Annotated in this window: 13 protein-coding genes and 1 tRNA gene; 6 read left to right on the forward strand and 8 right to left on the reverse strand. The window is 60.7% G+C overall.

Annotated elements, in window-relative coordinates:
• Positions 1-2 precede the first annotated feature (2 nt).
• Both I6J26_RS02565 and I6J26_RS02570 read left to right on the forward strand, forming a co-directional pair.
• On the forward strand, positions 3-494 hold the full coding sequence (locus I6J26_RS02565) for a low molecular weight protein-tyrosine-phosphatase (protein WP_115023008.1): 492 nt from the start codon (positions 3-5) through the stop codon (positions 492-494).
• Between the two features lie 10 nt (positions 495-504).
• On the forward strand, positions 505-1,470 hold the full coding sequence (locus I6J26_RS02570; protein ID WP_115023010.1) for an SURF1 family cytochrome oxidase biogenesis protein: 966 nt from the start codon (positions 505-507) through the stop codon (positions 1,468-1,470).
• 713 nt (positions 1,471-2,183) lie between these two features.
• On the opposite strand, the gene I6J26_RS02575 is transcribed toward I6J26_RS02570, so the two are convergent.
• Positions 2,184-2,259: transfer RNA gene (locus tag I6J26_RS02575), tRNA-Val, on the reverse strand.
• Between the two features lie 110 nt (positions 2,260-2,369).
• A complete protein-coding gene (locus I6J26_RS02580; RefSeq protein WP_052319738.1) occupies positions 2,370-2,807 on the reverse strand; it encodes a DUF3052 domain-containing protein in 438 nt (145 codons plus the stop codon).
• Between the two features lie 172 nt (positions 2,808-2,979).
• Here I6J26_RS02580 and aceE point away from each other — a divergent pair, with 172 nt between their 5' ends.
• Positions 2,980-5,736, forward strand: a complete 2,757-nt coding sequence (gene aceE / locus I6J26_RS02585) for a pyruvate dehydrogenase (acetyl-transferring), homodimeric type (protein ID WP_115023013.1) — start codon at positions 2,980-2,982, stop codon at positions 5,734-5,736.
• 274 nt (positions 5,737-6,010) lie between these two features.
• Here aceE and I6J26_RS02590 read toward each other — a convergent pair whose 3' ends face one another.
• Complete coding sequence (locus tag I6J26_RS02590; RefSeq protein WP_115023015.1) at positions 6,011-7,030, reverse strand: alpha/beta fold hydrolase; 1,020 nt, start codon at positions 7,028-7,030, stop codon at positions 6,011-6,013.
• A 26-nt stretch (positions 7,031-7,056) separates the two neighbouring features.
• Between I6J26_RS02590 and I6J26_RS02595 the strand changes: the two genes are divergently transcribed.
• Positions 7,057-7,359 (forward strand): acyl carrier protein, encoded by a 303-nt coding sequence (locus I6J26_RS02595; RefSeq protein WP_115023018.1) that lies wholly within the window; start codon positions 7,057-7,059, stop codon positions 7,357-7,359.
• Positions 7,356-8,135: an HAD-IIA family hydrolase gene (locus tag I6J26_RS02600; RefSeq protein ID WP_115023021.1), complete on the forward strand. Its 780-nt coding sequence runs from the start codon at positions 7,356-7,358 to the stop codon at positions 8,133-8,135. Before I6J26_RS02595 ends, I6J26_RS02600 begins: the two co-directional genes overlap by 4 nt.
• Positions 8,136-8,138: 3 nt before the next feature.
• Here the strand turns inward: I6J26_RS02600 and I6J26_RS02605 are convergent, their stop codons facing one another.
• The 3 genes from I6J26_RS02605 to I6J26_RS02615 form a co-directional block, all read right to left on the reverse strand.
• Complete coding sequence (locus tag I6J26_RS02605; RefSeq protein ID WP_115023023.1) at positions 8,139-8,588, reverse strand: hypothetical protein; 450 nt, start codon at positions 8,586-8,588, stop codon at positions 8,139-8,141.
• Positions 8,589-8,926: 338 nt separating this feature from the next.
• On the reverse strand, positions 8,927-9,730 hold the full coding sequence (locus I6J26_RS02610) for a serine hydrolase domain-containing protein (RefSeq protein WP_115023024.1): 804 nt from the start codon (positions 9,728-9,730) through the stop codon (positions 8,927-8,929).
• Positions 9,731-9,740: 10 nt separating this feature from the next.
• Entirely contained in the window at positions 9,741-10,394 is a 654-nt protein-coding gene (locus tag I6J26_RS02615) for an excalibur calcium-binding domain-containing protein (RefSeq protein ID WP_115023026.1), read from the reverse strand.
• Positions 10,395-10,521: 127 nt separating this feature from the next.
• On the opposite strand from I6J26_RS02615, the gene I6J26_RS02620 reads away from it, so the two are divergent.
• Positions 10,522-12,189, forward strand: a complete 1,668-nt coding sequence (locus tag I6J26_RS02620; RefSeq protein ID WP_239121812.1) for an alkaline phosphatase D family protein — start codon at positions 10,522-10,524, stop codon at positions 12,187-12,189.
• A gap of 130 nt (positions 12,190-12,319) precedes the next feature.
• Here the strand turns inward: I6J26_RS02620 and I6J26_RS02625 are convergent, their stop codons facing one another.
• Together I6J26_RS02625 and I6J26_RS02630 are read right to left on the reverse strand one after the other, a co-directional pair.
• Entirely contained in the window at positions 12,320-13,876 is a 1,557-nt protein-coding gene (locus I6J26_RS02625; RefSeq protein ID WP_115023032.1) for a mechanosensitive ion channel family protein, read from the reverse strand.
• A gap of 53 nt (positions 13,877-13,929) precedes the next feature.
• Entirely contained in the window at positions 13,930-15,534 is a 1,605-nt protein-coding gene (locus I6J26_RS02630; RefSeq protein ID WP_239121813.1) for an ABC transporter substrate-binding protein, read from the reverse strand.
• Positions 15,535-15,577 lie beyond the last annotated feature (43 nt).

Below are 15,577 nucleotides of genomic sequence, written 5' to 3' on the forward strand. Positions count from 1 at the left end.
CCATGACGCCTCCGGAGAACGACAATCAGCTCCACATCGTCTTTGTGTGCACTGGCAATATTTGCCGCTCACCAATGGCGGAAATCATCACCCACGATGCCATGGAGACCGACATGCTCGATCTTCTGGCGCGTGTTTCCTCGTGCGGCCTCGGCGGCTGGCACGTGGGCCAGGGAGCCGATGAGCGCGCTGTGGCTGAGCTACGCCGTGGCGGCCACGATGGTGCCCACCACCGCGCCAGCCAGCTCGGTGAAGAGCACATGGACGCCGATCTCTTCGTGGCCATGGATACTGGCCACCGCGATGCCCTTCTTGAGCGCGGCATTCCTGAGGAGAAGGTGCGCCTCATGCGCAGCTTCGATCCGAACTCCCCGGAGGATGCCAGCGTAGAGGATCCCTTCTACGGCACCGAGGAGGACTTTGAGCGCACCCGCAAAGAGATTGACGCGTCCGTGCCGGGCCTGCTCGATTGGATTCGCCAGCAGCGCGACTAGACTGGGCCCCATGCTCAAGACGTTCCTCAAGCCTGGGTGGGTACTCCTGCTCATCTTTGTCGTCGCTTTTAGCTATCTCACCTTCACGGTGCTCGCGCCGTGGCAGCTGGGCAAAGACGACCAGATTGTGGAACGCAACCACCTCATTGAGGAAGCCTACGACTCCGATCCGCAGCCGATTGAGGAAGTCTTCTCTGCCGACGGCACTCTCAACAAGGAGTGGACGCGAGCTGAGCTGACCGGCCACTACCTCCCCGACCAAGAGGTGTTGCTGCGCCTGCGCCCGGTGGGGTCGAGTCCCGCGTTCCAATCGCTCGTGCCTTTTGAGACCACCTCGGGCATGACGCTGTTGGTCAACCGTGGATGGGTACCCACGGACGAGGGCAACGCCGTGCCCCACATCGACAAGGCCCCGAGCGCGGAGGTCACTATCGAGGCAATGGCCCGCGCCAATGAGCCCCAGCACTCCTCCGCCCCGACTGAGCAGCAAGGCTACATGCAGGTCTACTCCATCCATACGGAACAGATCGCGGAGCTTACCGACGTCCCCCTCGCCCACGACTACCTCCAACTCACTCCCGATCAGCCCGGTGAGCTCAATACCCTCCCGATCCCGAAGCTGGACCGCGGCAACCACCTGTCCTATGGCTACCAGTGGATTGCCTTCGGCATCATGGCGCCGCTGGGCTTCGCATATTTCGTCTGGTCTGAAATCAGGGAACGCCGCCGCGCCCGCGAGGAGGAAGCTGCACTTGCTGCGGCTGCCGCTGCCGTCGATGGCCCCACCACCGACGAGACTGACCCTTCCGTGACAGAGTCCTCGCAGTCTCCTGCACCACAGCAGGACGAGCCCGACACCACAGCGCCCTCCACCGAAGCTGCTCCGGCCTCCTCGCGGCGCACCCGCTCGCGGTACGGCGGCTCTAAGCCGGACTTCTACGAGAAAATCCGCGAGCGCGGCCACGAACGCTTCTAGCCTCGGCCCTTAAAACGCAGAGAAGGCAAGGACAAGGCCCCTTGTCATGAGCTGAACAGGTCAACAAGACAAAACGTACCTGTTGACCTGTTCATATTCCGGACGCCTGTTATACACCGCACTAACAGTGCTAGTCCCGGTCATCCAATTGGCTAAAGCAGGATCGACACTCCCCACTAGAGCAAAAGCATCTTTCACCCAAGCGCAAAGGCTTCCTTCTCATTCACGCCCGACGCTACTAAATATGGGTCAATGCGGATACCGATGCATCTTCCTGTGCTCGAACCAGGCCCAAATCAAAGAAGCCAAGAACAACAGTGGCGTAACCCACGCCAGACGATGCCACCAATGTGCTCCAAAGTATGATTCATCAGCACTTAGTCCTGCTAGATAATTGATTACAAGCGTTGCGATGAACAGCACTACAACGACAGTAACGCTCCACCAGTAGGCTGCGCTTTTCTGTTTACGCATCAATGCCATCCTCTTCAATACATGTTTGCTGTTTTAGCGCGGGTTTGTGTGGTTAGTCGTCTCCCCCACCCAGATTACATCGTTCGGCTATAAACCTACGACTAATGAAAAATGCAGTCAATAACCATTTGCTAACAATGATTATTCATCTGCATAAACGGCCCCAGCCTTCACCCTAGAGCACCCGCCCTCCGAGCACGACGAAACCCCTCTCCGACTTAACGGAAAGGGGTTTCATTTGGTGCGGCCTGAGGGGATCGAACCCCCGACCTACTGGGTGTAAACCAGTTGCTCTTCCAGCTGAGCTAAAGCCGCAGTGCACTTGGTGCGCTCGCACAAGATTAGCCTATAGGCACCCGCAGCAACAAATCAGGGTCCCTCTTGTTGCTACGAATACCACCTGAGCAGGGTTTTCTTCTTAACCCTTAAGGCTTCTTGGTGTAGCCGCGAGCAACGAGGCAGGAGCCCTGCCACTCGCCGAGGCGCTCAGCCTTGGTCTGCACGAGGCCAGCCAGCTGAGCGGATTCAGAAATCTCGCCCGGCTCCAAGTTGCCTGGCTTTCCAGCGCCCGGAGTCATCAGCCAGATACGGCCCGAGTCCCCGAGGGGACGGGTAGCGTCTACAAGGCCATCAACCAAGTCGCCATCTTCAGCGCGCCACCACAGCAGCACAACGTCACACAGCTCGTCGGTTTCCTCGTCAAGGAAGTCATCTCCCAGTACGTCCTCAATGGACTCGGAAATCGTGGAATCGCAGTCCTCGTCCCACCCGAGCTCGAGGGCAATCTGTCCCTCTTTGATGCCGAGCTTGGCTGCCGATCCGGTCACGTGTTGAGTTCCTTCCGATGGAGTTGTCGTTGTCATGCAGAGTATTTTAACGTCTGCGGTGCACTTTTTCGCGTCGAACCTCCCCCGAATCTGCCTAGAAGTGGACATTTTCCCCCGTAAAACCACCCGTGGGGGCCTCGACGTGTCTCCCCAAAAAGAGGCGCGTATCCTTGTGACAGATCTTTGTACCACGAACCAGGAGGATTCCATGGCCGACTTGGACGCCAAAAACGGCGACTCCAACTTCCCCATCGTTCGCGATGGCGTAGCCGCGTACCTGCACGATAACGACCCGGAAGAGACCCGTGAGTGGATGGAATCCCTCGACGGTCTGTTGGATTCTTCCGATCCGGAACGCGCCCGCTACCTCATGCTGCGCCTGCTTGAGCGCGCCACGGCAAAACGCGTACCGCTGCCGTCCCTGACGTCCACAGACTTTGTGAACACCATCCCCACCTCTCTCGAGCCGGAGTTCCCGGGCGATGAGGAGTTGGAGAAGCGCTACCGCCGCTGGATCCGCTGGAACGCAGCCATCATGGTGCACCGCGCACAGCGCCCAGGCATTGGCGTGGGCGGCCACATCTCCACCTACGCTGGCGCTGCCCCGCTCTACGAAGTGGGCCTGAACCACTTCTTCAAGGGCAAGGACGATCCGTCCGGCGGTGACCAGATCTTCTTCCAGGGTCACGCTTCCCCGGGTGTATATGCCCGCGCCTTCATGGAAGGTCGCCTAACCGAGGAAGATATGGACAGCTTCCGCCAGGAGCACTCCCGTGGCGAAGACAAGGGTCTGCCCTCCTACCCACACCCGCGCCTTATGCCGGATTTCTGGGAGTTCCCGACTGTATCTATGGGTCTCGGCCCGATTAACGCTATCTACCAGGCTCGCTTCAACAAGTACCTGGAGACCCGCGGCATCAAGGACACCTCGAAGCAGCACGTCTGGGCCTTCCTGGGTGACGGCGAGATGGATGAGCCGGAGTCCCGCGGTCTGCTACAGATGGCGTCCCTCTACGAGTTAGACAACCTCACCTTCGTGGTGAACTGTAATCTGCAGCGCCTCGATGGCCCTGTGCGCGGTAATACCCAGATCATCCAGGAGCTGGAGTCCTTCTTCCGCGGCGCTGGCTGGTCCGTCATCAAGGTCGTGTGGGGCCGTGGCTGGGACAAGCTTCTCGACGCCGACAAGGAAGGCGCCCTGGTCAACATCATGAACACCACGTCGGATGGTGACTACCAGACCTTCAAGGCCAACGACGGCGCCTACGTGCGCGAGCACTTCTTCGGCCGCGATGAGCGCACGCTCAAGCTGGTCGAGGACATGACTGACGATGAGATTTGGGCACTGCGCCGCGGTGGTCACGACTACCGCAAGATCTACGCCGCGTATGACAAGGCTCTGAGTTACGCCGGCACCGGCCGCCCGACCGTTATTCTGGCCCACACCATTAAGGGCTACGGCCTGGGCCACAACTTCGAGGGCCGCAACGCTACCCACCAGATGAAGAAGCTGACCCTGGAGGACCTCAAGCTCTTCCGCGATAAGCAGGGTATCCCGATTACGGACGAACAGCTGGAGGCAGATCCGTACCTGCCGCCGTACTACCACCCGGGTCCGGAGACTCCGGAAATCAAGTACATGCTGGAGCGTCGTAAAGAGCTCGGCGGCTTCCTTCCGGAGCGCCGTGAGAACTTCACTCCGCTGACTACCCCGGATTTGTCTAAGCTGCGTTCGGTGCGCAAGGGTTCTGGCAAGCAGGATGTGGCTACCACCATGGCGCTGGTCCGTACCTTCAAGGAGCTCATGCGCGATAAGGAACTGGGCAAGCGCGTGGTGCCGATCATCCCGGATGAGGCCCGTACCTTCGGTATGGACTCCTGGTTCCCGACGTTGAAGATCTGGAACCCGCGCGGCCAGAACTACGTGCCGGTGGACCACGACCTCATGCTCTCCTACCGTGAGGCCACGGATGGCCAGATCCTCCACGAGGGTATTTCTGAGGCCGGCGCTGCCGCCTCCTTTACTGCGGCAGCAACGTCCTACGCCACGCAGGGCGAGGCCATGATTCCGCTGTACATCTTCTACTCGATGTTCGGCTTCCAGCGCACTGGCGATGCCTTCTGGGCCGCCGCCGACCAGCTGGGCCGCGGCTTCATCATCGGTGCTACCGCCGGCCGCACCACCCTGACCGGTGAGGGCCTGCAGCACATGGATGGCCACTCCCCTATTTTGGCGTCGACCAACCCGGCCGTCGAGGTCTACGATCCTGCCTTCGGTTACGAGATTGCTCACCTCGTTCCGCGCGGTATTGAGCGCATGTACGGCGAGGACCACGAGCCTGTCATGTACTACCTCACCGTGTACAACGAGCCGGTGAAGCAGCCGGCTGAGCCGGAGAACCTCGACGTTGAAGGCCTGCACAAGGGTATCTACCATTACAACACCGCTGAGTCAGGCTCCATCCCGGCCAACATCCTGGCTTCCGGTGTCGGTATGTATGAGGCACTGCGTGCCCAGGAGATTCTGGCTGAGCAGTTCGACGTCAAGGCGGCTCTGTTCTCCGTCACCTCCTGGGTCAACCTGGCCCGCGATGGTGCTGCCCGCAACCAGGAGGCCCTGCGCAAGGGTGAAGCCCCGACCGAGGCCTTCGCCACCACTCAGCTTAAGGGCTTCGAGGGACCGTTCATCGGTGTCTCCGACTTCGCCACGGACTTGCAGGAGCAGATTCGCCCCTACGTCCCGGGCGAGTACATCGTCTTGGGCACAGATGGCTTCGGCTTCTCCGATACGCGCGAAGGCGCTCGCCGCTTCTTCAACAACGATGCCGAGTCCATCGTCGTCGCTGTCCTCGAGGGCCTGGCTCGCGAGGGCAAGGTCGAGCGCAGTGTCGTGCAGCAGGCTGCTCGCGACCTGAAGCTCGATGACCCGACTGCCACTACCTCCAGGTCCTCCGATGAGGACTAAGGCTTAGGGCTTCAAAGCTTCTAGCCCTCCAGCCCCTTCTGCCCCGCTTCGGGCAGAAGGGGCATTCTCATGCTCAAAGCCATAAGGGCAACTGCCCTAGGTGACAATTTTGGCTCCAGAAATCGAGTCAGAGGCGATAACTTTGGCAGATCGGGCAGTTCGGTCACCGCGCGTGGCTCGGCGCCACAAGCAAAAGGGTCGGCGCCATCAGCAACGGGCACGACCGACATCAGCAAACGGGCTCAGCCACGGTCAACCAAGGTCTCAGCCAATATCAGCGGGAACTAGCGAGCACACGGTCGAGGACCCGGCCCAAAGCTTTGGAGACCTCGCTAGGTTCTTCCAAGATGACCATATGCCCAGCACCATCGATAGCGGTGAGGTTGGCGGAAGGCCAGTGGCGGGCAATGACCTCAGATTGGCGGTGTGGGGTGACAATGTCTTGCTTGCCCACCACAATTTCGCCCGGGATATCGCGCAGACGAGCGGCGGCACCGAATTCGGAGTGCCTCACGAGGTCATCGAAGAAGCCAGAGTAGCTCGACATCGGGGTATCGAGAAGCATGGACACGTGGAACTGTAGCTTGTCCATCTGGGGAAAGCCTTGCAAAAGCGCCGCAAAGGCTGGGGCCACCACGGCGGCTATCTCAAAGCGCGCGTTGTTTGCGCGTTCTGGAAGCCGCAAGCAAGTCCGGTACACCGCTTTCATAAACTGTGTTTCGAGGATTCGCGCAACCCCCTCTGCGGCAAAGCGCTGCATGGAGGTCGACACCAGCACCATGCCGTCAATGCGCTGGGCCACCTGTCGAGGTGCGCGCCGAAGGAGATTGAGGGCAATCATCCCGCCCATGGAATGGCCCAGCACGACGAGAGGTCCGGAAGCGGCACGCTCAGCAATCACGGCTAGCACGTCGTCGGCTGCGCCCCGAACCGTGCACTCGGAGGGGGTGACGTGGGTGGTGAGACCGTGGCCGCGGACGTCGACAAGCAAGCAGCGCACCGAGGGGTAATTCGCGCGGACGTCCTCGACTTGGGAGTAGAAGCTCCCCGCAGACAAGCAGTATCCGTGAATAAAAACAGCGGTCACCGCGGCATCGGAAGGCCCGACTTCATACCAGGCCACGCGCACGCCATCGTTGTCCACGAAGCCGTGGTCACTGACCTGCGTCAGCCCTGGTTCCGTGGTGAGATCGTGCAATTGCGAATAGACAGTATGCTCGACGCGACGCATTTGTGGGCGGACCCGGCGGGTCCAGCTGCGGGCGATTGCGGAGGAGCGTGCTCGATAAACCATGACATTTCAATACTAGACTGATGCACATGGCTAACGACCTTTCCGCACAACTCGCAGCCCGCTTCGGCTCAGCACCGGCCGAGAACACCGATTCGGCACCTGCCGGCGACACGTACGGCGAACTCACTCGCCTCATCACGAAAGTCACGGGCATCGAGGAAGGCTTGGAGCGCGATGCCCTCTTGGAAGACCTTGGGGTGGAGTCACTGGAGCGCATTGAGCTGGCCGTTCGCCTCGAAGAGGCCTGTGGGGTGCGCCTTGATGAAGAAACCATGCTCTCCGTGACCACGGTGGGCGACCTTGCTGATTATCTGGAGGAACACTCGTGATTTCTTATCTCTCTGACATGGACGGCGTCCTCATCAAGGAAGGTGAAATGATTCCCGGCGCGGACGCCTTCATCCAGACGCTGAAAGATAATGACATCGAGTACATGGTGCTGACTAATAACTCGATGTCGACGCCGCGCGATCTCTCCGCACGCCTGAAGAACACCGGCCTGGATATCCCGGCGGAGCGCATCTGGACTTCGGCGACGGCTACCGCGGCGTTCCTGTCGAATCAGGCGGGGCTGTCCACTGCCTACGTCGTAGGCGAATCTGGCCTCACCACTGCCCTGCATGAGGCGGGCTGGATTCTCAATGACACTGACGCGGATTTCGTGGTCTTGGGTGAGACGCGCACCTATTCTTTTGAGGCCATCACCACGGCTATCAATCTCATTCGCAACGGTGCACGTTTCATCGCCACCAATCCGGATGTCACCGGTCCGGCACCCCAGGGCGTACTGCCGGCTACCGGAGCGGTGGCCGCGCTCATTACTGCGGCAACGAACCGCGAGCCCTACTACGTGGGCAAGCCGAACCCGGTCATGATGCGCAGTGCGCTGAACAACATCGGCGCACACTCGGAGAACACAGTCATGATTGGTGACCGCATGGATACCGACGTCAAGTCTGGCTTGGAAGCCGGTATGCGCAGCATCCTCGTACGCTCTGGAATCAGTGATGACCGTGAGATTGAACGCTACCCCTTCCGCCCGACACGCATCATCAATTCCGTAGCAGATCTCCCTGAGCGCATCTTCGATCCTTTCGAGGATTAGGGTTCAGGCGGCGCGCTTGACGACGGCCCGAAAACCATACTCCCCTGCCAGCATCTCCACCGCACGACCTAGGGCCTCCAGCTCGCTGGGCGTGCCGGTGAGTACCTGACGGCAGCCGATACCTACGCCGCACGCAGCGCCGCCCAGCGTCTTCCCGCTGACGGGGTCCCAGTCGGCATCGCGGCACCAGCGCGTACACCACTGCGCGGTGAGGGGATCATCGCCAGGCACGATGAATTCGCTTTCGCTGCGAATGCAGCGCGCCATAGCCCGCTCGATGGCTGGGCGCAGGCAGCGGGGCATGCCTGAAATCTGCAGCACGGCTGTGCAGACCTCACCGCTGACCCGATTGGGCCAGCTTTGTGCTGCATGAGCAAGCGAGTCACCGACTGGGCTCGCTGACGAGGCTGACGCCGACGCATCAGCCTGTTGCGGGTGAACGCGTAGATTCACTCCTGTGTCTCCTTTGACGTCCGTGTGATGGCACGCCGACTCAAGCCGACGCAAGACGAGCTTCGTCTTCCCCTACGAACTTGTCTGCATCACGGTGCGGTGCGTCTGAAGTGTGACCACAATTTTCCCCCTGCCACTCGCGCCCCATCAACCCTCAACCTGCACTTAAACCCCCGCAGCCTCAAGTTAAGCTTGAGACTTCCCCCTCGAAAATCGCCTCATGAATCACTGAAGCCACAAACGTTTACATTAGCCACGTAGATGCGCCGCAGCCACAGCACCCCCACTACCCCCGTGCGGACCAGCTTCACCAACCGCGTGAAGCTTTCCCAGCGCGGCTAGCGGGACTGGCATTCCTCCCAGATGGCCGTGTTGGTTTCTGCCCACAGGGGCTTGCACCAGTCTCCGAAGTCACGGTCAGTCAACGCCACCATGGCCCACTCGCCGGCCACCCAGAGGAAGGTGCCGCTCATGCCGAAGTGGCCAACAGCATCGGAAGGCAAGCTCCCCATCCACTGGTCTTTCTCACCATGAATCTCAAAGCCCAGACCCCACGTGCAGTCTTTGAAGCTGCCATAGCCCGGAACAATACCGCGCAGACCAGGGAATTGGACGCGTGTCATCTCAGCCACCGTCGAGGGATCCAGCAACTGTGACGACTGCACCTCACGGGCAAAAGCGACAAGGTCCTCCACCGTAGACGTCAGACCATGCCCAGCAGAGCCCTCAAGCGTGGTGGCGGACATGCCCAAGGGAGCATAGACACCCTCAGCGAGGTACTCAGGGAAAGGAATCTCGGTGGCCTTCTCCACTACCTCTGCGGCCCACTCATAGCCCGCCGAGGAATAGATGCGCCGCTGCCCCACGGGTTTTTGCGGTTCGCGGGAATCAAAACCCACGCCGGAGGTATGCGCCAAAAGGTGGCGCAACGTGGAGCCTTCAGGACCAGCTGGTTGGTCCAGCTCCACCGCACCTTCTTCCACGGCCACCATCACCCCATATGCGGCCACCAGCTTGGTCACTGACGCGACGGGGAAGCGGCGGGAGGTATCACCCACCTGCTCCACTACCTCGCCGCGGTGCAGCAGCGCACCGGCAACGGTATCGACAGGCCAGGACTCGATGGAAGAAAAAGCGCTCATGCGCTCTAGCTTAACGAGGATCGCGCTCGCAGCCTACGCCATCACCATCGCGGTCAAACTTGGACTGGAAACCCGGGTCGCTCGGGTAGATGGGACGGCCCAGTGCGTTCCACACATCAAGGCAGCGACCGTAGGTAGCAGGAGCCGGACGCGGTGCCGGGGCAGGTGCAGGTTTCGGAGCCGGCTTCGGCGCAGGAGCTGGCTGAGGCGCAGGCTTAGGGGCCGGAGCAGGCTCGGGCTTCGGCGCAGGTGCCGGGGCGGGAGCAGGTGCCGGAGCAGGTGCCGGTGCAGGTGCCGGTGCCGGCGGCGAAGGAATGACGCCCGGCAGCGGGTTCGGGATGATGCGCTGCTGTACGGCCCAGTACACGCCACCAGCGACGGCGGCGAGAACAGCAGCGGTGATGCCCACGCCCAAGGCAATCTTTTCGCCCTGGGAGGACTGCTGGCCTTCAGCATCGCCGGCTTCTTCCTTGCTGGACGATTCAACGTTCAGGTCAGACGAGAGGTCACCGCCAAAATCAGGCATGGAGGATTCAGAAACCGAAGCCTCCGAGGCGGCCGGCTCTACGGCAGGAGCCTCCACCTCTGCGTGTGCGGGGACGACGGACAAGGACAGGGATACGGACAAGGATGCGGCGAGAACCGCGCGAGAGAACTTCTTCATAAAAATAAGTTATAGCCATAAACCTCCGCTTCTGGAAATCCTTCCACCCCTAGGGGTAAAGCCTTCGTAACATGCGGGAAAACGGTTCTTAACCAGCGAGCGAATTCTCACGCCTCAAGTTGCGCTTATGCTTCAGTGGAGAAACCGTAAAGGCATGCGCCGTTCCTTCTCTCGTCGCCGCCTCCTTCACGCCTCCGGCCTGGCCACCGCCACGGCCGCTTCCCTCGCCGCCTCTTCTGCCTCCGCCGCCGATCCGAATTCCACCGCTTCGCTCGGCCTAGTGGAACCGCCGCAAGGCGAATTGCCTTTCCTCCATGGCGTGGCCTCGGGAGATCCGATTCCAGATTCGGTTATCTTGTGGACGCGCGTAACCCCCACGGATGAGGCGCTGCCGGGCAGCGGACTCGGCCCAACGGTCACCGTGGAGTGGGAGGTGGCCCGGGATGGGGAGATGGGGGACGTCGTCAAGCGCGGGCGCACCCTAGCCACTGCGGAGCATGACCATACGGTGCACGTGGATCCGCATGGTCTGGAGCCGGACACGGTATATTTTTATCGTTTCCTGGTGGACGGGGTCTCCTCCCCCATCGGCCGCACCAAGACGGCACCGGCGGCAAGTGCGTCACCGGAGAAGCTCACCTTCGGTGTGGCGTCGTGCGCGAACTGGGAGTCGGGGTTCTTCAGCGCCTACCGTGACATCGCGCAGCGCGCTCATGCAGATCAGCTCGATTACATGGTCTTTTTGGGCGATTACATATATGAATACCGGTCCGGCGCCTATTCCGGTTTCGGCCCGGTGCGCCTGCACCACCCGGCACACGAGATCACGACGCTGGCGGATTACCGTACGCGCTACGGCCGCTACCGTACCGACCTTGACCTGCAGGCCGCGCACGGCGCGCTGCCGTGGGTAGTGGTGTGGGATGACCACGAGATTGCGAACGATAGCTGGTCCGGCGGCGCAGAAAACCACGACCCGGCTACGGAAGGGCCCTGGGCCACGCGTCAGTCGGCGGCTATGCGTGCTTACTTCGAGTGGATGCCGGTGCGCGCCACTGCGCCGTCCGAGGCGGGGCATCTCTACCGCTCGCTGACTTTTGGTGATCTGGTGGAGCTGACCATGATGGACCTGCGCACCTACCGCGATGAGCAGGTCTCCTGGAACCCCGTGGCGTTCACTAAGGAAGGCCGCTCGATGCTGGGTTCGGAGCAGTACACCTGGCTGCTGAGCAAGATTGAGACCTCTCACGCTCGGTGGAAGCTGCTGGGCAATTCCGTCATGTTTGCCCCGCTCAACCTAGTAACACTGCAGGAGAATTCCGTGACTGCGCAGGTGGCCCGGGCCCTGACGAGCAACATCACGAGCATCCCCGTCAACGGTGATCAGTGGGATGGGTATTCAGCCGAGCGCCGTGCGCTTATCGACGCCCTCCCGGACCACACCATCTTCCTCACCGGGGACATCCACACCGAATGGGCCCACACCATCTCCAAGGGCGACCGCATCGTGGGCGCGGAAATGGTGTGCGCCTCCATTTCTGCGCCCAACATCAACGAGGCGCTCAACATGCGCCCGGGCAATGCCATCTCCCACACCGCACAGCAGGTGCTGCGCGCGGCCAACCCACACTGTAAGCACGTTGACTTGGATAGCCACGGCTATAGCTTCGTCACCGTCACTCGCGAGGAAGCCCACATGCGGTGGCTGCGCGTTGACGATCTGCTGAGGCCGGATTCCCCGGTTCACGAAGCCGTGTCGATGACCTTTAAGCCGGGCGTGGGATTTATCAATTAATTCCTCCAAGCCAGTAACGAAGGGGCCAAGAGGACCGATAAACCAGATGTAACGCTTCGCCGCGTTGCATCCCTATCACTCATCTGTCTCATGCGCTCTCTCCCGAGCGTCTCCCACGGTGAGCCTCCCGTTAGTTCGCGGTAGAAGGCTCGGTGGCGTCGGCGGTCGCCACCGCTGTCTCCGGCACGTGGGATTCCTCGCTACCCGTGGCGGTCTCCGTGGCACCCTCGATGCTCGAACCGCCACCTTCTACTGCTTCAGGACTATCCACCGGGGCTGGTGCAAGGGAGGTCTCGTCCTGCGGGGCATCCTCCGTCGCCTCGTCCGTCACCTCTGCGGTGGGTTCTTGGCCTGTGCTTGCCGGCGTCTCCTGCTCACTCGGCGCAGGTTCCGGCGTAGCGGACTCCGTGGATGGGACTGCTGACTCAGCAATCTCACTCATCCAGCGCGACGGGGACAGCCACCCAGCATCCACACCATCCGGGTTCGCGGAGGCCAGCCACAATGCGCCAACCACGCAGAGGCCTGCCAGGAGGCCGGTTGTCGACGCCCTCACGCGCCCGCCAACCGTCCAAAAATAGGCCCACTTGTTCTTCGGCTTATCCGCACGCCAGATGCCTCGCCCGTACTCGTCCGGTTCTTCGTCTTTGTCGTTGTCCGAATACGCCGGGCGGCCCGGCCCATTGTCATTGCTCGTGTCCGTCTTGGCCACGGCCCCCGACACCGCCTGCGACGCTTCCTGCGACTCTGCAGCTGATCCTGCAGCCTTGTTTGCTGCCTGCGTCTTCGTTGCCGACATGACCGTCGTGGGCGCCTCGTTCAAGTCCACAGGGAGTTCATCCGGGATAGCTTCCGAGTTCGGCAGCTTATACAGGTCCCAGAAGGAGGCAAGCAAGGCCGAACGAATGGCGCGTTCCACTGCCCACTGGCGCGCAGGGTTGACCTGTACGAGCACGCGGTACTTCACCTGCCACGGCTGGCCGGCGACGGTCGGCGCCACGATTCCGGTCGCGGGGAGAACATCCAGCTCGCCGGCCACATCTGCGCGAATATCCGGGGAATGGATGGCATGTTCCGAAATCTTCTCCACGCGCGCGGTAATGTCCGGCAGGTTATCGCCCTCATGAACCGGGATAGCGATATCCACCACTGCACGCGACCACTCTTGCGAGAAGTTCGTCACCACGCCCGCCGAGCCGTTAGGCACCATGACTACCTCGCCTGTAGGGGTGCGCACGGTCGTTGTACGCAGGGTCAAGGACACCACGGTGCCCTCCACGCCCGTCACGCCGTCGAAGCTCACGTAATCGCCCACACCGAACTGCTTCTCCGACAGAATGAAGAACCCCGCGAGGAAATCACCAATAATGCTCTGCGCGCCGAAACCAACGGCAGCTGACACGACCGTTGCGGGGATGGCCGCTCCCAGGGGTGGCACGCCGAGGTTGGCCAATGCTGCGACGATAAGAAGGAAATACGCCACCGCTTGGGCCACGTACACCAGTGCGCCGGCCAGCGCTAGGCGCGCCTTGGTTGACTCCTCGTTCTCATCAAGCCGAGACTCGATTACGCGCACGGCCAAACGGCCGATGCGAGGAATGAGAATCGCCGTGAGCAGCATGCCCAGGAGTGGCAGACCGTGGTCGACGACTGCCTGCCAGATGGCGAACATGTAAAACTTCAGCATTGCACCAAGAGTAGACCGCTATGCTGCCAGAAGCCTTGGAGAACCAGACTGCCTTAGCGCTCAGCGCGGTGAATGAGATAGTAATTGGGCGTTGGCTTCCACGTGTATCCTGCCGGAACAATATCCTTGCCATAGGCGCCCAAGGACTTCGACGTCCACAGCGGAATCGCCGGCATCGCCGTCACCAGCAGGTCCTGGGCCTCGGCATAGTACTTGTGGGCTTCGTCCTTGGTGCGCGCCTTGCCAGCCTTCGCCAGCAATTTATCGAACTCCCGATTATCAAACCCAGACTCATTTGCCGCCGAGTAGGAGGCAAACAGCGGTGCTAGGAAGGACGACTCGTCTGGGTACTCCGCCTGCCAAGACGTACGGAATGCACCAGTGATGTGGCGGGCAGTGACCTGTTGACGCAGCTCCTTGAAGGTATCGATGGGACGGCCTTCCACCGGCACACCGAGGGTATCAGTCATCTGCTTCGCCACTGCATCGACCCATTTCTTATGGCTGCCGTCAACGTTGTAGGCAATGCTGAAGGTCCCATCGAAGGGATCCAACTTCTCTGCTTTGGCCCATAGCTCGCGGGCCTTATTTGGTTGGTAGGTCAGCGCCTCCGCATCTTGCGGTGCTGGGGGCATCACCCCGTGTAGCGGCGCGATAAAACCATTCGCTGGAGTCACTGTGTCATAGAAGAGCTCTGTGGCCAGCTTCTCGCGGTCCACGGCCATCGACAACGCTCGGCGGCGCAGACGTCCTGCCTCGCCAGTGAAGTTGGAATCATTGGCCGGGATGGTTATTGCTAATAGGGAACCCACTGGTCTGCTAAAAGCTTGCGGACCCAACTCTTCTTCAAAGGTTCCGAGCTTCTCCGCCGGAATGTGGACGAGCACGTCCAGGTCTCCCGATACTAGGTCCTTATAGGCCTGCCCTTCGGAGGGGTAAATCACGAACTTGATGCCCTCATTCTGCGGAGTGCGCGGGCCCGTATAGTGCGGGTTGGGCACTAGGGTCAACGCTTTGTCGTGTTCCCACGAGACCAAGACGTAGGGACCGTTGCCAATAGGATCGGTACCGCGTTCGGCGAGTTCATCCTGATCCTCAGAACGCATGGGAAAGAAAACCGAGTAGCCTAGGCGCTCAAGGAAGCCGCTGGTGGGGCGGGAAAGCTCAATGCGGAAGGACTTCTCCCCTGTCACCTTCAGCCCGCGCATGTTCTTCTGTCCTTCATGGAATCCCAGAATCGGCTCGAAATGATGGGCCGAGAGCAGGGACTGGCGCACAGCGGTATTCCACGTATCCACGAAGTCCTTGGCATCGACATCGGAGCCATCAGCAAAGACAGCGTCGTCCCGGATGACCACGTCATAGGTCCTATCGTTGACCTGGGTCACGGATTCCGCCATGTCGTAGTGCGGCTTGCCAGATTTGTCGAGGTACATCAGGCCGGAGTACACCAGATTGATAATGGTGTGCCCGCAAACATCATTGGAGTCTGCTGGGATGAGTGAATTTTGCGGTTCTGCAATATCGGTGGTGATAAGGTCTAGGCCTTCAGTGTCCACGGGTGCTGTGTCCGCAGTACACCCAGTAGACACAGCTGCCGCAGCACACACTACGGTCAGCGCTGCCACCATGCCACGCCTCAGCCGAACAATTCTCACCTTGACTCCTCTCGCACCCACTTACCTTAACGTATTTATTAGC

The organism is Corynebacterium minutissimum (assembly GCF_016889765.1).
Classification (GTDB): domain Bacteria; phylum Actinomycetota; class Actinomycetes; order Mycobacteriales; family Mycobacteriaceae; genus Corynebacterium; species Corynebacterium minutissimum_B.